Origin of the sequence: Pelagibius litoralis, from assembly GCF_011683915.1 — a bacterium.
Lineage (GTDB): Bacteria > Pseudomonadota > Alphaproteobacteria > Kiloniellales > Kiloniellaceae > Pelagibius > Pelagibius litoralis.
Window position 1 is genome coordinate 1 of the sequence record NZ_JAAQPH010000036.1, and the last position, 21,475, is coordinate 21,475.

Here is a 21,475-nt window from a genome sequence, read left to right on the forward strand (position 1 = left end):
CTGGGCCTTCACCCTCACCGCCACCGCCTGCAATCTTGTGCGAATACCAAAGCTCCTGGCCCAAACATGAGACCAACGCTCCACCAAAGCGCCGATCACCCGGGATAGACCAGCACCCAAAACCACCCTCATAGGGGGCTGACCTCAAACCAAGGCCCAAAACCCTATACGTCAGACTTTTTCAGCAGCCTGCTAGGCCGGCTGATGCCGCTTCTTGTCGGCGACCTGCTCGCGCGGGCGCAGATGGGCGAACCAGCGGTTCTCCAGCCACTTGAAGCCGCCGATCAGGGCGAAGGTGATGCAGAAGTAGAAGAAGCCGACGGCAATGAAGGCCTCAAAGGGGTTGTAGTAACGTGACGCAACGATGCGCGCGGCGCCCAGCAGATCGACGATGGTAATGACGCTGGCGATGGCCGAGCCATGCAGCATGAAGATCACCTCGTTGGAGTAGGCTGGCAAAGCACGCCGGAAGGCGCTGGGCAAGGTGACCCGGCGCAGGGTCATGGCCTTTGACATGCCGCAGGCACGCGCCGCCTCGATCTCGCCGTAGGGCGTGCCCTCGATGGCACCGCGGATGATCTCCGTCGTGTAGGCGGCGGTGTTCAGCGTAAAGGCAGCCAGTGCGTACCAGTAGGCATCCTTCAGGAACTCATAGCTCTGGCTCAGCTCGATCATGAACTGCTGCTGGCCCAGGCCGTAATACAGCAGGAACATCTGGATCAGCAGCGGCGTGCCGCGAAAGAAATAGGTGAAGGCCCAGACCGGTCCATTGATCAATGGATTGCGCGAGGTGCGCATGATGGCCAGGGGCACCGCCAGGCAGAGGCCGATGGCCAGCGCCCAGGAAACCAGCTTCGCGGTGGTCCAGAACCCTTCGAGATAGAGGCTGTAGTTTTCGAAGATGGGCGTGAAATCCATGGTCAGGCCCGCCTAACGCCAACGCTATAGCGCCGGTTCAGCCAGTTGAGGAGCCAGATGGAGACCGTGGTGAACACCAGGAAGGCGAAGGCGACGAAGAGATAGAAGATGAACGGCAGCCGCGTCGAGCCGCCGGCCTGTCCCGCCTTCAGCACGATGTCGTGCAGACCGATGATCGAAACCAGCGCCGTGGTCTTCATCAGCACCAGCCAGTTGTTGCCGAGGCCCGGCAGGGCATGGCGCATCATCTGGGGAACAAGAATGCGATAGAAGACCTGCCATTTCGACATGCCGTAGGCATAACCCGCCTCCAGCAGGCCAACCGGGACCGACAGGATGGCGCCGCGAAAGGTTTCGCCCATGTAGGCGCCGAAGATGAAGCCGATGGTCAGGACGCCGGCGGTGAAGGCATCGACGTCGATGTAGTCCCACTCGAAATAGGCGCCGATGTTGTTCACCTGGATCTGGCCACCGAAGAAAATCAGCAGCATCAACACCAGATCGGGGACGCCGCGGATCACCGTCGTATAGGTCGTCGCCACCGAGCGGCTGGCCCTGGACTTGGAAAGCTTCATCATCGCCGCACCAAGCCCGAGCACCAGCGCGATGGCCAGGGATGCAAAAGCCACCGTCACCGTCACCACCGCCCCTTCCATGAGGTTCGGCATGTATTCGATTAGCTTGTCGAAACCTTCCATAAAACCCGCTCGGTCGGCATTTTCCGTGTACAGAAAACAACGAACGCCACCGCCGAGGGTCCGGCGGTGGCGTTCGTCACATCGTCAAAAGGCCGCCTTAGCTGCCGTAGACGTTAAAGTCGAAGTACTTGTCCTGGATCGACTTGTAGGTTCCGTTGGCGCGGATCGCATCGATGGCCGCGTTGAACATCTCCCGCAGCTCGTCTTCATTTTTCCGCAGGGCGATGCCGGCGCCATCACCGAAGTACTTGGGATCGGTAAAGTCCGGGCCCACGAACTCGTAGTCCTTGCCGCTGTCGGTCTTCAGGAAGCCGTCCTCCAGCGCAATGGAGTCCGCCAGCAGCAGGTCGATGCGCCCGGCAACCATATCCAGATAGGCTTCGTCCTGGGTGCCGTAGCGCTTTACCTCGACCGCCTCGCCATAAACCTCGGTGACGAAGTTGTCGTGGATGGTCGCGCGCTGCACACCGACGGCCTTGCCCTTCAGGCTTTCCTTCGTGATCTCGATGCCCGAGCCCTGCTTGCGCACGAACTTCGCCGGCGTCTGGTAGTACTTGTTGGTGAAGTCGACCTTCTCCTTGCGCTCGGGCGTGATCGACATCGACGCGATGATGGCGTCGTACTTGCGCGCCTGCAGGGATGGGATGATGCCGTCCCAATCCTGGGTCACCAGCTCGCATTCAACCTTCATCTGGTCGCAGAGCGCGTTGGCGATATCGATATCGAAACCGATCAGCTTGCCGTCGGGCGTGACCTCGCTGAACGGCGGGTAGGCGCCCTCCACACCGATACGGACCTTCTTCCAATCCTTGGCGTCGGCCTGCACGGCACCCATAGCGAGCGCGGCGACGAAGACCGCCGAGATGAGTTTTTTCACAACTTGCCTCCATTAGAGATTTTCTGTTTGTACGTCTTGTGATGCGTGAAGGAAGCCGTCATTTCAGGTTTCCTTCGAGAAACTGGCGAAAGCGCTCGGAGCACGGATTGTTGAAGACCTCCTGAGGCGAACCGGCCTCTTCGATGCGGCCTTCGTGCAGAAAAATGGTCTCGGTCGAGACCTCTTTGGCGAAGCCCATCTCGTGGGTCACGACGATCATGGTGCGCCCTTCTTCGGCCAGGCTGCGCATGACCCGCAGCACCTCGCCCACCAGCTCGGGATCGAGCGCCGAGGTCGGTTCGTCGAACAGCATCACCGAGGGGTCCATGGCCAGCGCCCTGGCGATGGCGACACGCTGCTGCTGGCCGCCGGATAGATGGGCCGGGTAGTAGTCCTTGCGATCGTAGAGACCGACGCGCTGCAGGATCTCCTCACCATAGGCGACGGCCTCCGCCTTCGGACGCTTCAGTACGTGGATCGGCGCCTCGACGACGTTTTCCAGTACGGTCATATGGGACCAGAGATTGAAGCTCTGAAACACCATGGCAAGGCGCGAGCGGACCCGCCGAAGCTGTTCCTTGTCCTCGGCCACCAGACCTTCACCATGCTTGCCCGGCACCAGACGCAGGGTCTCACCGCCCACGGAAATGCGTCCGGCATTCGGGTTTTCAAGCATATTGACGCAGCGCAGGAAGGTGCTTTTGCCGGAGCCGCTGGACCCCAGCATGGCGATGACGTCGCCTTCTTTCGCGGTGAGCGATACGCCTTTGAGAACCTCCAAGTCGCCAAACGACTTGTGGATGCCCTCAGCCACCAATGCCGCCGGAGCGGCGGCGGGCATGCTCCCCGTCTGCGCCAATGCCACTCTGTCACGCTCCCTGTCTGCCGCGCCTCTTTTATGACGCTTTGTTTTCGACGGTACGGCAGGCGGGTGGGGGATGCCAAGCAAAACCTTGCCAAGCTTGGCCTTATACAACCTGGGATGAGTCTCCCGATTCCCTTGAAAACGTTAGGGAATAGCGTCCCGTAAGGCCTCCAGGCGCTGCTGCAAGGCGCCGCGCTGCGGGGCCTCTGCGGGCAGGGCCTCGATCAGAGGCGCCGCCCGGGCCAGGGCCTCTCCCGCCGCCTCGCCATTGCCCAAAACGGCATAGGAGCGTGCCAGACGCAACCAGCCGTCCGGGTCGTCGGGTTGCTCTTCAAGACGTGCCGCCAGACCCTCAACCATGGAGCGGACAAAGGCCGCCCGCTCCTCCGGCGAGAGCGCCTGCATGGCCTCGATATCGGCGCCGCTCGGCCCCCTGGCGGCACCCTCGCCGCCGCCCATTTCAGGCGCAGCGGCCGGGGGAACCTCCTGGCCAAGACTGCGCGCGGCATTGGCGATCTGCTGCTCCACCACGGCGCGCCAGGGCGCATCGGCGGGGGCGTCGGCCGCCAGGCTGCGCCACACGGTCAGGGCCTCCTCCAGGCGGCCGTCCTGAGCCATCGCCAGCCCGGCGTAATAACGCGCCCGGGGATTGGCGGGGTCGGCCTCGATCGCCGCGGCAAAGGCAAGGCGGGCGTCGCGGCCGATCTGGCCCTGGGCAGCCGCGACCAGCACCTCGCCGAGCGACGCATGGGCTTCGGCGCCGCCACGCCCCAGGGCGATGATCCGGCGATAAGCCTCCGCCGCGTCGCCGAAGCGCCCGCTGCGCTCATAGACCCGCGCCAGAACCAGCCAGCCTTCCGCGTCCTCCGGGCTGCCCGCCAGACGGCGCTCAAGCTGGGCGACCAGCATTTCCGCTTCGATGCCGCCGCCATCCTGACGCTCGGCAAAAGACAGGCCCGGCAGACCCGGTGTTCCGTAGTGGAGATAAATCGCCATGCCCGCCAAGGGCAGAAGTAAAACCACCAGGCCGACCGCCAGCCATCGCACCGCACCGCCCGGCGCAGCCGGACTGGCTGTTGTGTCAGACGCCGTCGCCGTGGCGTCGGAGAGCAGCAGACGGCGCTCGATCTCGCGCCGGGCCGCCTCGGCTTCGGTATCCTTCAAGAGGCCGCGGCGGCGATCTTCCTGCAATTCGAGCAACTGGTCGCGGTAGATGGCCTGATCGTAGGCCGAGCGCTCGGCGGCATTCTCCGGCCGCCGCAGCAACGGCGTCAGGAGAACAGCAACGACCAATGCCGTGAGCGTGCCGGCAAGCAGCCAGAATATCATTGGCGGCCTGCCGTGCCGTTCCCGGCGTTTTCGGCCCCGGCCTCTTGCGGCCTTGTCTCTTCCGGCTCGCCGAGCAGGTGGGAAAGCCGTTGTTCTTCTTCAGCGCTCAATGGTGCCGCCGCAACAGGCGCGGCGCGCTGCCGGCGAAAGAAGACGAACACCCCGATCATGCCGAGAACCAGGACGATCCCCGGGCCGAACCAGAGCAGATAGGTCGAGGCTTTCATCGGCGGGCGCAGCAGGACGAAGTCTCCGTAGCGCGCCACCAGATAATCCAGCACCTGCTGATCCGTATCGCCGTCCACCATGCGTTCACGCACCAGGAGGCGAACCTCGCGCGCGATCTCGGCATTGGAGGAGTCGATGGATTCGTTCTGGCAGACAACGCAGCGGATCACCTTCGAAAGGTCGCGCGCGCGCTGTTCGAGAACTGGGTCGTCGAGGATTTCGTCCGGCTCCAGCGCCACCACCGGAACCGCCAAAACCACCACCGGCATCGCCAGAAGAAGCGCCAGAATGATGCCTAAAACCTTCATTGCCTGAGAGCACGCAACATCGGCTCCACCTCCTGTTCGATCAGGGGGCCGAGCAGCGGACCGCGGTGGTGGTAGCGGATGCGGCCTTCGCCATCCAGGATAAAGGTCTCCGGCACGCCCGAGACGCCCCACTCGACAGCGCCGCGCCCGGCGTCGGCGCCGATACGGCTGTAGGGGTTGCCCAGTTCCGCCAACCAGGCGGCGGCGGCTTCCGGCTTGTCGCGATGATTGATGCCGTAAAGCGGCACGCCGGTCTGTTCCGCCAGATCGGTCAGATAGGGATGTTCGGCCCGGCAGGGCACGCACCAGGAGGCAAAGAAGTTCACCATCACCACCTCACCCTTGCCAAGGTCGGCAGAGGCAAACCCGGGTTGGTCGAGGCCCGGCACCGGCGGCAGGTCGAAATCAGGCGTCGGATTGTCGATCATCGCCGAGGGCAGGGCCTGGGGGTCGCGATCCGGCGAGAGCCCCCAGAGGAAGTAGCCGGCCAGCACCACAAACAGCAGCACCGGCAAAAGAAACAGAAGGCGCTGGGTCATCCTGCCCCCTACTCGGCAGCCGCGGGATGGCCGCCCGCGGGCGCCGCCTTGGCCTTGGCCTGACGGCTCGGTGCACCGACGCGCAGGCGCCGGTCGCTCAGGGAGACAAGGCCGCCGAGCACCATCACCAGAGAACCAAGCCAGATCCAGGGCACCAGGGGTTCATGGAAGATCCTGACGGCCCAACCGCCCCGGCCGTCGGAATCGCCGATCACCGCATAGAGATCGGAGACCCAGGTGGTGTGGATGCCGGCCTCGGTGGTCGGCATGTTCTGCACGGGATAGAGACGCTTTTCTGGTGTCAGCACAGCCACCGGCAGGCCGTCGCGGGTGACGCTGATGGTCGCCATGTCAGACAGGTAGTTCGGCCCCTGCAGCTGCGCGACACCCTCCAGGCGATAGCTGTAGCCGGCCACCTCCATGCTTTCGCCGGGGCGCAGGTTACGCACCTCCTCGAGGTTCCAGACTGAAGCGCCGATCATCCCGGCGGCGGCGATGGCCATGCCGGAATGGGCCAGGGTCATGCCGTGGGAGGAGCGCGGCAGATTGCGTGCGCGGCGCCAGGAGTCCCCCAGCGGCACGCGGAACAGTTTGATGCGGTCGCCCCATTCTACCAGGCTCGCCACAAACAACCAGCCGGCAAGCCCCATGGCGGCCACGGCCAGGATCGGGCCGCCCTGTTCCATGTAAAGCGTGATGCCGGCCGCGACGACCGCGCCCAGGGCGGCCAGCTTCAGCCGAGAGAGGACACCGGCCAGATCGGCGCGCTTCCAGGGCATCAGGGGGCCGAAGGCCATGAGAAAGAGCAGCGGCACCATCAAGGGTACGAAGGTGGCGTTGAAGAACGGCGGGCCGACGGAGACCTTGCTGCCGTCGACGGCCTCCAGGAACAGCGGATAGAGCGTGCCGAGAAAGACCGTAGCGCAACCCGCGGCCAGAAGGAGATTGTTGATGACCATGCCACCCTCACGGCTGACCGGGGAGAAGAGGCCGCCGGGTTTCAGCACCGGCGCGCGCAGGGCAAAGAGCATCAGTGAGCCGCCGATGGTGATGAGCAGCAGGACGAGGATGAAAAAGCCGCGCTCCGGATCGGTGGCGAAGGCATGCACCGAGGTCAGCAGCCCGGAGCGGACGATGAAGGTGCCCATCAGCGAGAGCGAGAAGGTGAGGATCGCCAGCAGCACCGTCCAGACCTTCAGGGCGTCGCGCTTTTCCACCACGATGGCCGAGTGCAGCAGCGCCGTGCCGAGCAGCCAGGGCATGAAGGAAACGTTTTCCACCGGGTCCCAGAACCACCAGCCGCCCCAGCCCAGCTCGTAATAGGCCCACCAGGACCCCAGCGCGATCCCGGCGGTCAGGAAGGCCCAGGCCAGCAGGGTCCAGGGCCGAACCCAGCGCGCCCAGGCGGCATCCAGCTTGCCCTCGATCAAGGCGGCAATGGCAAAGGAAAACGCCATCGAGAAGCCGACGTAGCCGGCATAGAGCAGGGGCGGGTGAAAGGCGAGGCCCGGGTCCTGCAGCAGCGGGTTCAGGTCACGCCCGTCCGGCGGCGCCGGGAAAACCCGCAGAAAGGGATTGGAGGTCAGCAGGGTGAACAGCAGGAAGCCGATGCCGATCCAGGCCTGCACCCCCAGCACCCGCGCGCGCAGGCTGGGCGGCAGGTTGCTGCCGAAGAGCGCCACCATGGAGCCGAAAAGCGCCAGGATCAGGATCCACAAGATCATGGAGCCCTCATGGTTACCCCAGACGCCGGTCACCTTGTAGAGCATCGGCTTGGCGGAGTGGGAGTTTTCGACCACGTTGATCACCGTGAAGTCGGAGACCACGTAGACGTAGGTCAGCGCCGCGAAAGACAGCGCCACCAAAACCACCTGCAGGACGGCCGCCGGCTGGGCCACGGCCATCCAGGCGGCGTTGCCGCGCGCCGCGCCGATCATCGGCAGGCTGCCCTGTACGACCGCTGCCAGAAGCGCCAGGATGAGGGCGAAGTGTCCGAGTTCGGCGATCATTGTGTAAGGCTTTCGCTGTGGCCCGTTTCGTCGTCACGCCATTGTCCGGAGGCCTTCAGGGCGTCGACCACCTCACGCGGCATATAGGTTTCGTCATGCTTGGCCAGCACTTCGCGCGCGGCAAAGGTGCCGTCGGGCAGCAGGCTGCCGGTGGTCACCACACCCTGCCCTTCACGAAACAGATCCGGCAGAATCCCGGTGTAGCTGACCGCAACCGACTCGGCGAGATCGGTTACCCGGAAGGTCACCGAAAGGCCGTCGACGGAACGCTCCACCGTACCTTCCTCGACCAGACCGCCCAGGCGGATGCCGCGCTCCGGCGCCGGCGGTTCGGCGATCAGTTGGGTCGGACTTCTGAAATGGTCCAGGTTCTCGTCCAGGGCGGTGAGCACCAAAGCCGCCGCACCGCCGAAAATCAGCAGAGCGGCCGAGAGTATGTAGAGCCGGCGGCGCTTGCGGGTCATGACTGCCGACCCGTCGTGCTGGTCTGGGCGCCGGGCTGGCGGCGGAAACGCTGAGCGCCCTGGGCCTCCAGATCGGCCAGGCGGCGCTGGCGTACCCGGAGCTGGCGCAGGGTCTGCAGCAGCAGGCCGAGCATGATCACCAGCGTCAGGCCGAGCGAGGGCCAGACGAAGGCTGCATAACCACCCATATCAAAAAACGCTGCGATCTCCGTCATCCTTCTTCCAATGGCCGTTTGCCATGGGCCCGGTCATGCGTTGCCGGGTTTTTTTGCTTTGGTCGTCTCTTGCCGGCAAATCTAAGGTTTCCGCCCGCCTGCGTCAGTTACATTTGCGTGAGTGCGACCGAAGAGCGCAGCGTCACGCCAGAAAACCCCGCAATCCCCATCCGGTAATCCTCAGGTTGCCGACAGTTTCGCCAGGTCCAGGGCCCGCAGACGGGCCGCGATCAACTCGCTTTTGATCCGCAACAGGACCAGCACCAGATAGTAAAGCTTGAAGCCCAGGGCGGTGATCAGCAGCGGCCAGAGCATCGAGGCATGGATCGTCGGGCCGTCCAGACGCAGCACCGAAGCCGGCTGATGCAGCGTCGACCACCAGTCCACCGAGAACTTGATGATCGGAATGTTGATCACCCCGACCAGGGCCAGAACCGCCGCGGCGCGGTAGCCGCGCTGCTGGTCCTCGAAAGCGTGCATCAACGCGATATGGCCGAGGTAGAGGAAAAACAGGATCAGCATGGAGGTAAGCCGCCCGTCCCATTCCCACCAGGTGCCCCACATGGGCCGCCCCCAGAGGGAGCCGGTGGCCAGGGTCAGGAAGGCGAAACCGGCCCCGATGGGCGCCGAGGCCTTGGCCGCCAGATCGGCCAGCGGGTGGCGCCAGACCAGGGCCACGGCGCTGGCCACGGCGATGGCGACATAGATGAACATCGCCATCCAGGCCGAGGGCACGTGGACATACATGATCCGCACGCTTTCGCCCTGCTGGTAGTCGCCCGGGGCCACGAAAAGCGCGAGATAGAAGCCGATTCCAAGCGATGCCAGGGCCGCGACCGCCACAAAAGGCAGCACGCGGTCGGCGATGCGCGTAAATCGGGCCGGATTGGCGAAACGGTGCATGTCCCTGTCCTAGTCTTTCTCCATAGGTAGTGCCTTGACGAAGATCATTCCAGCCTCGCCATAGCCCGCCGCCCAGAGCTACTCCAGCGCCTGGCGCAGGGCCGCAGCACCGGCCAGCGGTGTTATCACCAGCATAACCAGCAAAAGCGCCGCCAGCAGCATCAAGTCGGGCCGGGCCGACAGGCCGGCCAGGGCGGCATCCGTTGCCCCGACCCCGAAAATCAGCGCGGGAATGTAAAGCGGCAGGACCAGCAGGGGGATCAGCACCCCGCCGCGCCTTGCGCCCAGGGTCAGCGCCGCCCCGATGGCGCCGATCAGGCTGAGGATCGGGGTGCCCAGCAGCATGGCCAGTAAAAGGACCCCCAGGCCCGCCATATCCATGTTGAACAGCACCGCCAGCAGCGGCGCGGCGGCAATCAGCGGCAGGCCGGTGGTCAGCCAGTGGGCCAACACCTTGCCGAGGATCGCCAGTTCCAGCGGCAGCGGCGAGAGCAGCAGTTGTTCCAGGCTGCCGTCTTCGTAGTCGGCCAGGAAGAGACGTTCCAGCGACAACAGCACCGCCAGCAATGCCACCACCCAGATCACCCCCGGGGCGATGAGTTTCAGCAGGCTGGGCTCCGGCCCGATGCCGAAGGGAAAGAGCGCGCCGGTGAGAACGAAAAACAGCACCGCCAGCCAGGCATCGGCGGACTGGCGCAGGGCGAGGCGCAGGTCGCGCCCGACGATCAGGACAAGGCCGCTCACCAAACCATCTCCGGCAGCGGCGGCGGCGCCAGGGCGTCCAGCGACAGGGGTTCGGCCCCCGGCATATCCAGGGCCATGTGGGTGGCGACCACGACCCGGCCGCCCCCGGCCCGGTGCTTTGCAATGGCCTCGGCCAGCTTGCCGACCGAGGCATGATCGAGGCCGACCGAGGGCTCATCCAGCAGCCAGAGCTCCGCCGGGCTGGCCAGCAGCCGCGCCAGGGCAAGGCGGCGGTGTTGACCGGCGGAAAGCAGCCGTCCGGGGATATCGGCCAGGGCGGAGAGAGCAAAGTGGTCGAGCGCCGGCTCGATACTGGCGGCCCGGCCCCGCAAGGCGGCCCAGAAGCGCAGATTCTCCTTGGCGCTGAGCACCGGCTTCACCGCGTCCAGATGGCCGAGGTAATGGAGCCGCGCGGCATGGTCGCCGGGCTCCGCGTCAATCGGCTGCCCGTCCCAAAGGATCGCGCCGCCGACAGGGCGCAGCAACCCGGCCAAAAGCCGCAGCAGGCTCGACTTTCCGGTCCCGTTGGCCCCGGTCAGAAGCAGCGCACCGCCGGCTGGCAGGGAGAACGACAGCCCTGCGAAGACATCCCGGCCGCCGCGCCGGCAATCCAGATTACGTGCTTCAAAGAGCGCCATGTCGCGGAATCGAGCCTTAGATCGGATCATGTTTAGACGGAACCACTGTGTGGTTGCGACTAAACATGTGAATCCGATCGAAATCAAACAGTTAGAGCAGACCCTGGTCGATCCATCGACCAGGGTCTGCTCTAGGGAGAGAGTAGCGGCCGGTATAGCAGATCGCCGCCCCCGCACAACAGAGCGCCACCGACCCTGAATTCGATCCTAGGCAAAATAACTAGGCGAAACTGATTATTAATCCTGTTCGGGCAGATTGCCAACGCTGAAACCCAGCGCAGAAGCCATTGTAAACGGGGCAGTCTGAGTGTCTGTAAGACCCATTATCATCGCCGAAGACAACGATAAACTGCGGCATCTCTATTCGGAGATGTTCCAGGCCGCCGGTTTCAAGGTCATGCATGCCAGCGACGGCGAGAAGGCCATCAGCCTGCTCCACAAGATCGTCAATCCGCAGTTGATTATCCTCGACGTCATGATGCCGCGCATGGACGGTATCGAGACCTGCGCCAGGATTCGCAAGATGCAGGGACTGCGGCCCTGCCCTATTCTGTTCCTGACCGCCCTGGACAGCCCGGACACCATTCTCGAATGTCTCAATGCCGGCGGCGACGACTATCTCGTCAAGTCGGCGCCGATGGCCGAAATCGTCGAACGGGTTCAGTATTGGGCGCGCAAAGGGTCGTCGGATGACGGTACCGAGCGCCGCAAGAAAGCGATCAAGGAACTGAAGTCTTTATCGGCCGAGGATGCCAGCCTCAACACCGCGAAGGCCGCCGACGAAATTGCCGGCGAGAACGCCACCCTCGATCTGATCGCGACCTTCATCAAGGCAACCAACGAGGCCTTCAGCGAGAAGGACGAGACGTTCTATCGCTTTGGCTATCTGGTGGGACTGCTCAACTCCTATGTGAAGCATGACCCGGCGCGGGACGGACGCTTCAGTCGCCTGCTGCGCAATCTTGTCTATCGAACCGACTTCGTCGACCGCAAGGAAATCGACGCGCTGCTCGACAACTACGAGCGTATCGTCAATCAAAGTCAGTTCAAGGAAGGCTGGAAGCACGGGCAGAACGTGGCGGCCGACATCGGCGTGCCACAGACTGCACAACAGCAGGCAGCCCTGAACAGCCGGGCAGCCTCCTCGTGACGCAGTTGCCTATGGAATTGCCGCAGGCCTGGATCGCGCTGCTCGGCGGCGGGCTTGCGGTGCTTGCGCTGCTCGTCGCCGCCCAGTTGGTGCTCTCGCTGCGCCAGGCCCGCCAGATCCGCGACCTGGCAGTCCGGCAGACACCTGCCGGCGACACCCCGGAGCAAGGCGTCCTGACGGCACAGAAGGCGGTTGAGGGCGCTGAAAGCGAAATGGAAGAGACGCTGGAAAGTCTCAGCCAGGCCCGCGACAGAGCCAACCGCGCGGACCGCGCCAATCAGGCCAAATCGACCTTCCTCACCATGATGAGCCACGAACTGCGCACACCGCTCAGCGCCATCATCGGATTTGCCGAGATGATCGAGCAGCAGGCCATGGGGCCCATCGGCAATGAAAAATACTGCCACTACGCCACCGACATCCGGGAATCGGGCCGCCACGTTCTGGACATCGTCAACGACATTCTCGATCTTTCAAAAGTCGAGTCCGGCCGCGAGACCCTGCGGGAGCAGGATATCCCCGCCGATCTGCTGTTCGACGGCGTCCGCATGATTGTCGAAGGCCTCGCCGAGGAGGCCGGGGTGACCCTGACCTTCGACTATCCCGAGAGCCTGCCGGCGATCAGGGCCGACAAGCGGCGGCTGACCCAAGTCCTCGTCAACCTGTTGTCGAACGCGGTGAAGTTCACCCCCCGGGACGGCCGGGTCAGCCTGCGCTGCTGGGCCACCGAGGGCAGCGGTATCGTCTTCCAGGCCATCGACAACGGCGTCGGTATCGCCCGCGCGGACATCCCCCTTGCGCTCTCGGTTTTCGGTCAGGTCGAAAACGACTGCAAACCACAGGGCACCGGCCTCGGTCTGCCGCTTGCCAAGGCACTGGTCGAACTGCACGGCGGCACCCTGGATCTGCAAAGCGAGTTGGACGAGGGCACCACGGTCACCCTGCGCCTGCCCGCCTATCGGATCGTCGCGCAGCCGGCTACACAAGCGCCCTCGGAGACGTCCGAAGAAGAAGCCCTGCCGCAGGCCGCGGCGGGATAGCGCATCAAATCTGATAGGTAGAGATGATCACCGCCAGGGCCGCAGCGGCCCAGTCGCGGGTGATATCCGGGTCGCCGCCCACGCCGGTGTCGTAGAACTCGCCGTTGACGGCCACGATCCCGAGATAGGAATTCAACCGCCCGAGATGGGCAACGAAGTTGTAGGCCTGTTCGCCGCTGGGAAGGTGATGGCAGAGGGCCGCGAAACGCCGCGCCAGCAGACCGTCGACGCGGGCATGCGGCGTCATCTGCGAAAAGCTCGGATCGGCCTGGCAGTTGGTAAAACCGAGCCCCTGGCTGACATCGAAGACGAACTGGTTCGAGACGAAATCGACATTCGTGACAGCCGGGTTGAAGACCAGACCCTGAAAGATCAGGGCGATGTCGCCCTCCTCCGATTCAGCGGCACAAAAACCGTCGCCGTCGCTGAGCGGCATGGTCTCCGGCACCGCCACCGTCGCACCGGTCTCTGAATCCACAAAGAGATCGAAGCGCAGCGCCGCGAGATCGTTCTCCGGCACCACGGCGGCCAGGGCGGCAACGACCTGGACGAAACCCTGGGGATCGTCGAGCGTGCCCGGCGTCTGCATGGAATCGACGATTTCGTCGAGGCTGCGCGTCGCCAGATGGAAATAGCTGCGCCCGCCACAGGCCATGTCCCGGTTCACCTCCGCCGCCGCCTGCGCGGTCTCCGGCACCGAAAAGGCGAAGACCGTTTCGGCGGCCGGGCCGAGGCCGACGTTGGCATCGTTGGTGCTGCTCGCCACCAGTTCCTGAAGAAGGTGCGCGGGAACCGCCCAGTTGAGCGAGGAAGCACCGCCGTCCAGGCCGCCGTCGACCACGCCCACCACCGCCCCCCTGGCGTTGATGACCGGGCCGCCCGAAGAGCCGGGCTTCACCACCGCGGTCAGGCGAAAGATCTCCAGTTCGATGGCCGGGGCACCCAGACTTTCGATCTGGCGACGGGCCGTATCGTTCAGGATATCGCTCAGCTTCTTCACGTTGAGGGCGCGCGATCCGTAGGTTTCCTGCCAGTTGCGCACGTTGAGCGGCAGGCCGATGGCGGCCAGTTCCTCCTGCTCCGCTGCCGTCGCCGTGGCTGACAGCGCCCGCACGGCCGGCGGGTCGTCGACCGTGAGCAGCGCCAGATCGGCACGCCGCAGGGACTTGGTTGCCTGCGCCCGGCGCTGCACCCCCGCTTCGACGTAGTCGACCGTGAGAGTCTGACAGTCCGCCACCACATGCAGGGCGGTAACGACCGTCGTGGGATCGGGCCAGACGAAGCCGGAGCCGACCCGCGAGCCTTGCGCGCCCGGACAACCCTCCGCCGTCACCCGCACAACGGAGGTCGCGGCGGCACGCACGATGTCGGCCGACGGCTTCGACCAGGATGGCAGGGCCCCGACGCCAAGAAAGGCGCCGGCAAGGATCATCGTTGCTATGGCTCTTGTCATCGCTGTTCCTCACAGAGACCGGACCAGACGACCTGAAGGGTTTGCCTGGGCGCCGCCGACAGGGTCGCGGCCAGGGCGGGCCAGGGGGCTGGGGCCAGGGACCAGGCGTTGCGCGCCTCCGCGGCATCGGGGGCCCGCGACGGATCGGTTCTTTGGCAGGCTTCACCGGCATCGTCGGAGAACAGCACGCTGGCGGTCTTGCGGGCGAGCTCGGGCGATTCGGACTTCAGCCCGCCATCAGCGGTGAGGCTGAGGCCGCTCAACTGCGACACCGCGATGCGCCGCGCCACCTCCGGGGCAAGGCCGATGGCCTGCCACCGGGCGGCAATCTCCCGCGGCGTCGGTGACAGAAGATCGTGGGTCCGCGCCCAGAGGCCGCTGCCCAGGCCGACGATGGTCATCAGGGCAAAGGCGGTGACCGCCCAGTTGTGGCCGGGCGTGCGCTGCGCCGCGCTCTCGCCCTTGGGCAGAAAGGGGTTCTTCACCCCGGTCAGGGCGACCACGCCGGCGGCCATCGCCAAAACAGCGGAAACGACGGAACCGGTAACCCCGGACGTTGAAAGCCCGATAAGCAGCCCCGTTAGAAGACCCAGCGAGCAGGCCGCCGCGAACATTGCCATGCCACCCCCCATGGCCGCAGACCACATGACCGCAGACAACGGCTTGGTTGAAATGCCCCAACAGGCAGATACCGCAATTCTCGCCGCCATCTAGTGAAAGCGTCAATGGCGCTTACGATAAGATGCCGAGCAAAAGGGGTAGCCCTGCAGCTTTTGAGGGCGGCACAACGCGCGAATTTCAATTTTCTGGAAAGAAAAGCGGGCGGTCCCGCTTGGCTTGGGGCCCCATTAGACCTGGGGTACGCGACCGCCCGTAAGTGGAGCTTTCGGAAAATTTGGGGCGGCCACGCTTGGTCGGGGCACATGGCCGCCCCCGTAGTTGCCAGCGTTTAAGGGGCAATAATCTCGAGGATCGCTGGCCTCCTCGACAGAGAGGGGAAGTCTCCGTGGCTATGAAGTTAGGCAGCGATTGCGGTTTGATCTGGCCGCAAATGGGGCGAGATTATGATTTCTTTCTTGAGTCGGCCGGATGTGAAGTCAACCCAGGCAGGCCTATGGTCGCCGTCGTTTGCACAGACCTCGATCACATCGCATCGACGGCCCCGCTTCCCGCACGTCACCCCGGACTTGATCCGGGGTCCATGGCAGCGACAAGCGCGATTACTATCGGAAGTGTCCGGGCGGGCGGAAGCATGGATCCCGGATCAAGTCCGGGATGACCGGCGGTGCGAGGCGGCTAGATTAGGAGAGCGCCTAACTGTAGCTGCGCTGGTCGTCGATGATCTTGCCGTCGTTGGGCAGACTGCCGGGGGCGACGGCCTCGACCGCGCCCTTCAGCTTGCAGCAGGCCTGCAGGCTCTCTGCGATGGCGGCGATCAGGCCGGCATCATCTGCGGTCTCGACTTCGCACTGCAGGGTCATGGCGTCGCTGTCGCCGTCGCGGGTGACCACCAGGCGGGCGCGGCCGATCTCGCCGTGACGCTTCAGCACCGCCGCCACCTGGCCCGGTTGGACGAACATGCCCTTCACCTTGGTCGCCTGGTCGGCGCGGCCCAGCCAGCCCTTGATGCGCGGCGCGGTCCGCCCGCAGGGGCTGGTCCCCGGCAGGATCGCCGAGAGGTCACCGGTGGCAAAGCGCACCAGCGGATAGTCCGGGTTCAGGGTGGTCACCACCACCTCGCCGACCTCGCCCTCGGGCAGCGGATCGCCGGTGCCGGGGCGCAGGATCTCGACGATAATCTCCTCGTCCAGGATCATGCCCTCGCGGGCTTCCGACTCATAGGCAATGAGGCCCAGGTCCGCCGTCGCATAGCACTGCAGCACGGCAACGCCGCGGTCCGCATAGGCCTGACGCATCTCGGGAAACAGCGCGCCGCCGGAGACCAGCGCCCGGGTGATGGAGCTGCAATCGAGGCCCAGCTCGTCGCCCTTGTCGAGCAGCACCTTCAGGAAATCAGGCGTGCCGGTATAGGCGGAGGGGCGCAGATGGGCGATGGCCTGGACCTGGTGCTCGCTGTTGCCGACACCGCCGGGAATGACCGCACAGCCGAGGCCGCGGGCCGCACCGTCCAGCATCCAGCCGCCGGGGGTCAGGTGATAGGCAAAGCAGTTGTGCACGATGTCGCCGGCGCGAAAGCCGGCGGCGAAGAGGGCGCGCTCCAGGCGCCAGAAGCCCTTACGCGCGGTCTCGAACTCATAGATCGGGCCGGGCGACATGAAAATGTGCGCCGTCTCTCCGGGGGCGAGCGCCGCCAGACCGCCGAAGGGCGGCACAGCCTGCTGGCGTTCGATCAGATCCGACTTGCGGGTCACCGGCAGGGCGGCCAGCGCGGCCCGGTCCGTAACCGCGACGGGGTCAACCTCGGCCAGGATGTCGCCGAAGCCCCCGGCCTTTTCCTTTGCCTGCGCGACAGTGCCCGGCAGGGCAGCCATCAAGGCCGCTTCGCGCGCCTCAGGCGAGCGGGTCTCGAGATCGTCGTAATTGTCCATGGAGAAAACCCTAGAGCCAGCGCTTGCGGCGCTTGTAGTGCTTCACGTCGCGGTAGGACTTGCGCCCGCTGGAGGAGAGACCGAGATAGAATTCCTTCACGTCCTCGTTCTCGCGCAGTTTCTCGGCATCGCCGTCCAGCACCACGCGGCCGCTTTCCAGGATGTAGCCGTAGCGCGCGTAGCGCAGCGCCACGTTGGTATTCTGCTCGGCCAGCAGGAAGGAGACGCCTTCCTGCTCGTTCAGCCGCTTCACCGTTTCGAAGATCACTTCGACGAGCTGCGGGGCGAGACCCATGGAGGGTTCGTCGAGCAGGATCATCTTGGGCCGGCACATCAAGGCCCGGCCGATGGCGCACATCTGCTGTTCGCCGCCGGAGGTATAGCCGGCCATGGAGCCACGGCGTTCGCGCAGCCGCGGGAAATAGTCGTAGACCAGCTCCAGGTCGGCAGCGACCGCACCGCGCCCGTCGCGACGGGTGTAGGCGCCGGTCATCAGGTTCTCTTCGATGGTCAGGTGTTCGAAGCAGTGGCGCCCTTCCATCACCTGCACCACGCCGGTCTTCACCAGATCGTTGGGGGTCAGCGCGTCGACCCGCGCACCCTCGAATTCAATGGACCCCTTGGTGACCTCGCCGCGCTCGGCGCGCAGCAGGTTGGAAATCGCTTTCAGGGTGGTCGTCTTGCCGGCGCCGTTGGCCCCCAGCAGGGCCACGATGCCGCCGAGCGGCACCTCCAGCGAGACACCTTTCAACACCAGGATCACGTGATCGTAGATCACCTCGATATTGTTCACCGCGAGAACCGGCGCCGCCGTATCGGGCCGGGTTTCGTTCTGCAGGTCCAGGGCTTCGCTCATGGTCTCTTCGGCTCCAGCTTCGCAATACGCATCGGGTTCTTCGCTAGACTTTCTGACGCCGCGTCTTGAGAAGGCGCTGGGGGACAGCCACCGGCGACCGCCCCCTCGCAACCCTCTGTTCTCCGATCTTTACGCTTAGGATCGCCTAGTTGCAGTCACGGGGGGTGATCCCCTTCTCTGCCGCGTAGTCGGCGGCGGCTTTTTCGATCATCGGCCGCAGCAGACCTTCACGGTTCGGCTCGACCCATTCGGAAACCGCCGTCCAGGCGGAACCGTCCCACTGCTGCACATAAGCGCGGCCGGTGCCTTCATGATCAGCGCAGGTGATCTTGATCGGCTCCATGAAGCCGGCCATACCCTTGGCCTGCAGTCGGGCCTCGTCGATGTTCAGGGCCTCGAAGCCGTCGCGGATCTGTTCGCCGGTCAGCGGCTTCTCACCATGCATGCCCTGGGCGGTCAGGATCGCCTCGCTGATCACCGCCGCGTTCATCACGCCGCGATTGTAGAGCACGGTGCCGACCTCTTCACGCGGGCCGGTGCCGTTGCCGGCATCGTGGACCAGCTTCAGGATGTCCTGGATCGCCGGAAAGTCGGTGCCGGTGCCGTGGAAGTTCAGCGACTTGTAGCCGACCGCCTGGGCGCCCGCCGGGGTAACATCCTGCTCGGAGCCGGACCACCAGATGCCGATGAACTTCTCCATCGGATAGCCGACGGCGGCCGCTTCCTTGATCGCCGTGGAGTTCATCACGCCCCAGCCCCACATGGCGGTCCAGTCAGGACGCACCTGACGGCCGATCTGCAGCCAGGTGGCCTTCTGTTCCAGGCCGGGATGGGCAACCGGGAAGGGATGGAACGAGAAACCGTGCTTCTCGGCCAGCGCCTCAAGCGTGCCAATCGGCTCCTTGCCATAGGCGGAGTCGTGATAGACCAGGGCGATCTTCTTGCCCTTCAGCTTGTCGTAGCCGCCTTCTTTCTGGGCGATGTAGTTCACGATCACGTCGGCGCCGGACCAATAGGTCGCCGGCAGCGTGAAGACATAGGGGAAGACCGTACCGTCGGAACCGGCGGTGCGCCCGTAACCCATGGAGAGCACGGGAATCTTATCGGCCGTCGCCCGGTCGATCAGGGCATAGGTGATGCCGGTGGAGAGCGGCGTGATCGCCGCCGCGCCGGGGCGCTTCAGTCGCTCGTAGCATTCGACGCCGCGGTCGTTGTTGTACGCGGTGTCGCATTCCTCGTATTCGATCATCACGCCGTTGATCCCGCCCTTGGCGTTGATCATCCGGAAATAGTCGCTGAAGCCGTTGGCGAAGGGAATGCCGTTCGGCGCATAGGGGCCCGAGCGGTACATCAGCCCGGGCACGAACTGCTTGTCGGCGGCGCTGGCGGGAAAAGCCGCAGCGGTCGCCATGGCTGCCGCGCCCAGCGCGGCCAAACCGAGAGCCTTGAAATTCATCCGTCTAAACCTCCCTTGTTTACGTTCAACGGGCGATGTCTTTCTCGCCCTTGGCGGATTGCCTTTTCTTTGTGCCGGGGAACCGCCGAGGCCCCGGCCTTACCAAACACTTGGGCGCCGTCCCTAGTAAGGGAAGGGCCAGAGACGCAGTTTCTCCTTGGCGATCTGCCAGAGCCTGGCCAGGCCGTGCGGCTCGACGATCAGGAAGAAGATGATCAGCGCTCCGAAAATCATGAACTCGATATGCGACACCAGCGCCGTGGAGATCGTCGGATCGACCGCCAGCATGCCGTTGTTCAGGAGAATCGGCAGAAGCACGATGAAGGCTGCGCCGAGGAAGGAGCCGAGGATCGAGCCCAGCCCGCCGATGATGATCATGAACAGCACCTGGAAGGAGCGGTTGATCTCAAAGGCCAGGGCCTCGACCGAGCCGGTGTAGACGAAGGCCCAGAGCGCGCCGGAGATGCCGATGTAAAACGAGCTGACGGCAAAGGCCGAGAGCTTCGCCCAGAGCGGGCGGATGCCGATGATCTCCGCGGCGATGTCCATATCGCGGATCGCCATCCAGGTGCGGCCGATGCGGCTGCGCACCAGGTTCTTGGCGACCAGCGCCAGCAGCGCGACGAAGCCGAGCAGGAAAAGGTACTTGGTGACCGGGTCCGCCTGGGTGCCGGTGATGAAGATGCCGGGGAAAAGCTCGCGCGGCGGCGCCGAGATCACGCCGGAGGAGCTGTAATTGGTCCACCAGTCGAACTTGTTGAACATCCAGACCAGGAAGAACTGGGCTGCCAGGGTCGCCACCGCCAGGTAGAAACCCTTGATGCGCAGGGACGGCAGCCCGAAGAGCACGCCGACCCCGGCCGTCCCGAAACCGGCCAGCAGGAAGACCAGGACGATGTGCAGTTCCGGAAAGGCGACGGTCAGCTTGTAGGAGAAGAACGCGCCGCAGGCCATGAAGCCGCCGGTGCCCAGCGACAGCTGCCCGCAGTAACCGGTCAGGATATTGAGGCCCAGCGCCGCCATGGCGAAAACCAGGAAAGGCACGAAGATGGTTTCCAGGAAGTACTCGCTGGCCAGCGCCGGCACCGCCAGCACCGCAAGCGCGGCCATCAGGGCGATGGCGATCTGGTCCTGGCGGATCGGGAAGATCGCCTGATCGGCGCCATAACTGGTTTTGAACTGTCCGGCTTCGCGATAGAGCATGGTTTCCGGCCCGTCCTATATCCGCTCGATGATTTTTTCGCCGAACAGACCCTGGGGCCGGAACAGCAGGAAGACCAGGGCCAACATGTAGGCGAACCAGTCCTGAATGGCGCCGCCGAAGAGCGGCCCCAGGAAAACCTCCGCCACCTGCTCGCCGGCGCCGATGATAAGGCCGCCGATGATCGCCCCGGGGATCGAGGTAAAGCCGCCGAGGATCAGCACCGGCAGGGCCTTCAGCGCGATCAGCGCCAGGGAGAACTGCACCCCGGCCTTGGAGCCCCACATGATGCCGGCGACCAGCGCGACGATGCCGGCGACCGACCAGACGATGGCCCAGATGGTCTTCAGCGGGATGCCCACCGAAAGCGCCGCCTGATGATCGTCGGCCACCGCGCGCAGGGCGCGGCCGACCCGGGTGTACTGGAAAAAGATCGCCAGCACCGCCACCAGCACCGCGCCGACCAGGGCCGCCACCAGATCGAAGGAATTGATCAGCAGGCCGTTTTCGAAAATACCTTCGGCGATGATGATCGGCGCTTTCGAAATGCCGATATCCAGTACCTTCACGTCGGAGCCCCAGAGCGTCTGCCCGAAACCGTCGAGGAAATAGAAGATGCCGATGGTGGCCATGAAAAGAATGATGTGCGGCTGGTTCACCAGGGGCCGCAGGACGACCCGCTCGATCACCAGGGCGAGCAGCACCATGACACCGGCGGTGACGATGAAAGCCAGGGTCCAGTGCAGGCCCATCTCGATGAAGCCGACCATGGTCAAGGCCGCGAAGAGCACCATCGAGCCCTGGGCGAAATTGAAGATGCCGGAGGCCTTGAAGATCAGCACGAAGCCCAGCGCCACCAGGGAATACATGACCCCCTGCAGCAGGCCGGCGATCAGCACCTCGATGAAATAACCCCAGGCGAAGAACAGCGATGAATCAACGGCGGCCAGGCCTTGAAAGCCGAGGCCCAGGGCGGCGATCAAAAGCGGCGTGGCAACGATCCAGATGCCAAAACGCAGGGCTGTCGGGTTCATC

Annotated in this window: 22 protein-coding genes; 2 read left to right on the forward strand and 20 right to left on the reverse strand. The window is 64.6% G+C overall.

Annotation, left to right across the window (positions count from 1 at the left end):
• Positions 1-192: 192 nt before the first annotated feature.
• The 13 genes from HBA54_RS26875 to ccmA form a co-directional block, all read right to left on the reverse strand.
• Positions 193-918 (reverse strand): ABC transporter permease, encoded by a 726-nt coding sequence (locus tag HBA54_RS26875; RefSeq protein ID WP_167231201.1) that lies wholly within the window; start codon positions 916-918, stop codon positions 193-195.
• A gap of 2 nt (positions 919-920) precedes the next feature.
• On the reverse strand, positions 921-1,616 hold the full coding sequence (locus HBA54_RS26880) for an ABC transporter permease (RefSeq protein WP_167231204.1): 696 nt from the start codon (positions 1,614-1,616) through the stop codon (positions 921-923).
• Between the two features lie 97 nt (positions 1,617-1,713).
• Positions 1,714-2,493, reverse strand: a complete 780-nt coding sequence (locus tag HBA54_RS26885; RefSeq protein WP_167231207.1) for an ABC transporter substrate-binding protein — start codon at positions 2,491-2,493, stop codon at positions 1,714-1,716.
• A 58-nt stretch (positions 2,494-2,551) separates the two neighbouring features.
• Complete coding sequence (locus HBA54_RS26890) at positions 2,552-3,334, reverse strand: ABC transporter ATP-binding protein (RefSeq protein ID WP_167231210.1); 783 nt, start codon at positions 3,332-3,334, stop codon at positions 2,552-2,554.
• Between the two features lie 168 nt (positions 3,335-3,502).
• Positions 3,503-4,687 (reverse strand): c-type cytochrome biogenesis protein CcmI, encoded by a 1,185-nt coding sequence (gene ccmI / locus HBA54_RS26895; protein ID WP_167231213.1) that lies wholly within the window; start codon positions 4,685-4,687, stop codon positions 3,503-3,505.
• Positions 4,684-5,223 carry a cytochrome c-type biogenesis protein gene (locus HBA54_RS26900; protein ID WP_167231216.1) on the reverse strand — a complete coding sequence of 180 codons (540 nt, stop codon included), beginning with the start codon at positions 5,221-5,223 and terminating at the stop codon, positions 4,684-4,686. Before HBA54_RS26900 ends, ccmI begins: the two co-directional genes overlap by 4 nt.
• Positions 5,220-5,762 (reverse strand): DsbE family thiol:disulfide interchange protein, encoded by a 543-nt coding sequence (locus HBA54_RS26905; RefSeq protein WP_167231219.1) that lies wholly within the window; start codon positions 5,760-5,762, stop codon positions 5,220-5,222. Before HBA54_RS26905 ends, HBA54_RS26900 begins: the two co-directional genes overlap by 4 nt.
• An 8-nt stretch (positions 5,763-5,770) precedes the next feature.
• Positions 5,771-7,771, reverse strand: a complete 2,001-nt coding sequence (locus HBA54_RS26910) for a heme lyase CcmF/NrfE family subunit (protein WP_167231222.1) — start codon at positions 7,769-7,771, stop codon at positions 5,771-5,773.
• The gene (gene ccmE / locus HBA54_RS26915; protein ID WP_167231225.1) at positions 7,768-8,235 is read right to left on the reverse strand and encodes a cytochrome c maturation protein CcmE; all 468 of its coding nucleotides are present in this window, start codon (positions 8,233-8,235) and stop codon (positions 7,768-7,770) included. The genes HBA54_RS26910 and ccmE overlap by 4 nt, the downstream gene beginning before the upstream one ends.
• Positions 8,232-8,450 carry a heme exporter protein CcmD gene (gene ccmD, locus HBA54_RS26920; protein ID WP_167231228.1) on the reverse strand — a complete coding sequence of 73 codons (219 nt, stop codon included), beginning with the start codon at positions 8,448-8,450 and terminating at the stop codon, positions 8,232-8,234. Before ccmD ends, ccmE begins: the two co-directional genes overlap by 4 nt.
• Before the next feature lie 180 nt (positions 8,451-8,630).
• Positions 8,631-9,353 (reverse strand): heme ABC transporter permease, encoded by a 723-nt coding sequence (locus tag HBA54_RS26925; RefSeq protein WP_167231231.1) that lies wholly within the window; start codon positions 9,351-9,353, stop codon positions 8,631-8,633.
• 78 nt (positions 9,354-9,431) lie between these two features.
• Positions 9,432-10,097: a heme exporter protein CcmB gene (ccmB, locus tag HBA54_RS26930; protein WP_167231234.1), complete on the reverse strand. Its 666-nt coding sequence runs from the start codon at positions 10,095-10,097 to the stop codon at positions 9,432-9,434.
• Positions 10,094-10,735, reverse strand: a complete 642-nt coding sequence (gene ccmA, locus HBA54_RS26935) for a heme ABC exporter ATP-binding protein CcmA (RefSeq protein WP_240932939.1) — start codon at positions 10,733-10,735, stop codon at positions 10,094-10,096. Before ccmA ends, ccmB begins: the two co-directional genes overlap by 4 nt.
• Before the next feature lie 307 nt (positions 10,736-11,042).
• On the opposite strand from ccmA, the gene HBA54_RS26940 reads away from it, so the two are divergent.
• Positions 11,043-11,885, forward strand: coding sequence for a response regulator (locus tag HBA54_RS26940; protein ID WP_322096134.1), 843 nt, complete (start codon positions 11,043-11,045; stop codon positions 11,883-11,885).
• Positions 11,882-12,925 (forward strand): sensor histidine kinase, encoded by a 1,044-nt coding sequence (locus tag HBA54_RS26945; protein ID WP_167231240.1) that lies wholly within the window; start codon positions 11,882-11,884, stop codon positions 12,923-12,925. The genes HBA54_RS26940 and HBA54_RS26945 overlap by 4 nt, the downstream gene beginning before the upstream one ends.
• Before the next feature lie 4 nt (positions 12,926-12,929).
• On the opposite strand, the gene HBA54_RS26950 is transcribed toward HBA54_RS26945, so the two are convergent.
• The 7 genes from HBA54_RS26950 to HBA54_RS26980 form a co-directional block, all read right to left on the reverse strand.
• Positions 12,930-14,378 (reverse strand): S1 family peptidase, encoded by a 1,449-nt coding sequence (locus HBA54_RS26950; protein ID WP_167231243.1) that lies wholly within the window; start codon positions 14,376-14,378, stop codon positions 12,930-12,932.
• Positions 14,375-14,998, reverse strand: a complete 624-nt coding sequence (locus HBA54_RS26955) for a hypothetical protein (RefSeq protein WP_167231246.1) — start codon at positions 14,996-14,998, stop codon at positions 14,375-14,377. Before HBA54_RS26955 ends, HBA54_RS26950 begins: the two co-directional genes overlap by 4 nt.
• Before the next feature lie 693 nt (positions 14,999-15,691).
• The gene (locus HBA54_RS26960) at positions 15,692-16,927 is read right to left on the reverse strand and encodes a phenylacetate--CoA ligase family protein (RefSeq protein WP_167231248.1); all 1,236 of its coding nucleotides are present in this window, start codon (positions 16,925-16,927) and stop codon (positions 15,692-15,694) included.
• 10 nt (positions 16,928-16,937) lie between these two features.
• Complete coding sequence (locus tag HBA54_RS26965; RefSeq protein ID WP_167231251.1) at positions 16,938-17,783, reverse strand: ABC transporter ATP-binding protein; 846 nt, start codon at positions 17,781-17,783, stop codon at positions 16,938-16,940.
• 145 nt (positions 17,784-17,928) lie between these two features.
• Positions 17,929-19,239 carry an ABC transporter substrate-binding protein gene (locus tag HBA54_RS26970; protein ID WP_167231254.1) on the reverse strand — a complete coding sequence of 437 codons (1,311 nt, stop codon included), beginning with the start codon at positions 19,237-19,239 and terminating at the stop codon, positions 17,929-17,931.
• 123 nt (positions 19,240-19,362) lie between these two features.
• Positions 19,363-20,442 (reverse strand): branched-chain amino acid ABC transporter permease, encoded by a 1,080-nt coding sequence (locus HBA54_RS26975; protein ID WP_167231257.1) that lies wholly within the window; start codon positions 20,440-20,442, stop codon positions 19,363-19,365.
• A gap of 15 nt (positions 20,443-20,457) precedes the next feature.
• A complete protein-coding gene (locus HBA54_RS26980) occupies positions 20,458-21,474 on the reverse strand; it encodes a branched-chain amino acid ABC transporter permease (protein WP_167231260.1) in 1,017 nt (338 codons plus the stop codon).
• Position 21,475 lies beyond the last annotated feature (1 nt).

Excerpts from the sequence above, each read along its gene's own strand:
- HBA54_RS26880 (WP_167231204.1), bottom strand. The coding sequence starts at position 1,616 with ATGGAAGGTTTCGACAAGCTAATCGAATACATGCCGAACCTCATGGAA.
- HBA54_RS26950 (WP_167231243.1), bottom strand. The coding sequence starts at position 14,378 with ATGACAAGAGCCATAGCAACGATGATCCTTGCCGGCGCCTTTCTTGGC.
- ccmA (WP_240932939.1), bottom strand. The coding sequence starts at position 10,735 with ATGGCGCTCTTTGAAGCACGTAATCTGGATTGCCGGCGCGGCGGCCGG.
- HBA54_RS26910 (WP_167231222.1), bottom strand. The coding sequence starts at position 7,771 with ATGATCGCCGAACTCGGACACTTCGCCCTCATCCTGGCGCTTCTGGCA.
- ccmE (WP_167231225.1), bottom strand. The coding sequence starts at position 8,235 with ATGACCCGCAAGCGCCGCCGGCTCTACATACTCTCGGCCGCTCTGCTG.
- HBA54_RS26960 (WP_167231248.1), bottom strand. The coding sequence starts at position 16,927 with ATGGACAATTACGACGATCTCGAGACCCGCTCGCCTGAGGCGCGCGAA.
- HBA54_RS26890 (WP_167231210.1), bottom strand. The coding sequence starts at position 3,334 with ATGCCCGCCGCCGCTCCGGCGGCATTGGTGGCTGAGGGCATCCACAAG.
- ccmI (WP_167231213.1), bottom strand. The coding sequence starts at position 4,687 with ATGATATTCTGGCTGCTTGCCGGCACGCTCACGGCATTGGTCGTTGCT.
- HBA54_RS26970 (WP_167231254.1), bottom strand. The coding sequence starts at position 19,239 with ATGAATTTCAAGGCTCTCGGTTTGGCCGCGCTGGGCGCGGCAGCCATG.
- HBA54_RS26965 (WP_167231251.1), bottom strand. The coding sequence starts at position 17,783 with ATGAGCGAAGCCCTGGACCTGCAGAACGAAACCCGGCCCGATACGGCG.
- HBA54_RS26975 (WP_167231257.1), bottom strand. The coding sequence starts at position 20,442 with ATGCTCTATCGCGAAGCCGGACAGTTCAAAACCAGTTATGGCGCCGAT.
- ccmD (WP_167231228.1), bottom strand. The coding sequence starts at position 8,450 with ATGACGGAGATCGCAGCGTTTTTTGATATGGGTGGTTATGCAGCCTTC.
- HBA54_RS26905 (WP_167231219.1), bottom strand. The coding sequence starts at position 5,762 with ATGACCCAGCGCCTTCTGTTTCTTTTGCCGGTGCTGCTGTTTGTGGTG.
- HBA54_RS26925 (WP_167231231.1), bottom strand. The coding sequence starts at position 9,353 with ATGCACCGTTTCGCCAATCCGGCCCGATTTACGCGCATCGCCGACCGC.
- HBA54_RS26980 (WP_167231260.1), bottom strand. The coding sequence starts at position 21,474 with ATGAACCCGACAGCCCTGCGTTTTGGCATCTGGATCGTTGCCACGCCG.
- HBA54_RS26900 (WP_167231216.1), bottom strand. The coding sequence starts at position 5,223 with ATGAAGGTTTTAGGCATCATTCTGGCGCTTCTTCTGGCGATGCCGGTG.
- HBA54_RS26955 (WP_167231246.1), bottom strand. The coding sequence starts at position 14,998 with ATGGCAATGTTCGCGGCGGCCTGCTCGCTGGGTCTTCTAACGGGGCTG.
- HBA54_RS26875 (WP_167231201.1), bottom strand. The coding sequence starts at position 918 with ATGGATTTCACGCCCATCTTCGAAAACTACAGCCTCTATCTCGAAGGG.